At 56.9% G+C, this 362-nt stretch carries 1 pseudogene; it reads right to left on the bottom strand.

The window, feature by feature from the left end:
• Positions 1–362, bottom strand: a pseudogene (locus tag ALO_RS19010) (hypothetical protein); the annotation flags it as partial.

Below are 362 nucleotides of genomic sequence, written 5' to 3'. Positions count from 1 at the left end.
TTGCCGCTGGGCTCCTGTTTCGAAGAGGTCAGGCCAAAGCGGCTGGGGAGGTGGGACTGAGAAGGGCTGGTTTCTTTTTTATACGTGTCTGTCTGAGTGGCGGTTTGGTTGAGGATAGAGCCGGCGGTGATGGTGACATTGTCGCCGCTGATCAGGCCGCTGATATTGGCTAAGGTATCGTCAGCGGTCAGGTTGACTTCGCCGCCGGTGATGCGGCCAAATTGGTTGGTGATGGAGCCGGTGTTTACGGTGAGGTTTTGGTCGGCTTTGATCGTGCCGATGTTTTGGAGGCTGTCGCCATTAATGATTTCCACGTCACTGCCGGCGATAATGGCGCCGCCGGGGGTAAGGTCGCCTTCTCT

Origin of the sequence: Acetonema longum DSM 6540 (assembly GCF_000219125.1) — a bacterium.
GTDB classification, from domain to species: domain Bacteria; phylum Bacillota; class Negativicutes; order Sporomusales; family Acetonemataceae; genus Acetonema; species Acetonema longum.
This window is presented reverse-complemented; position numbering and strand designations above follow the sequence as displayed.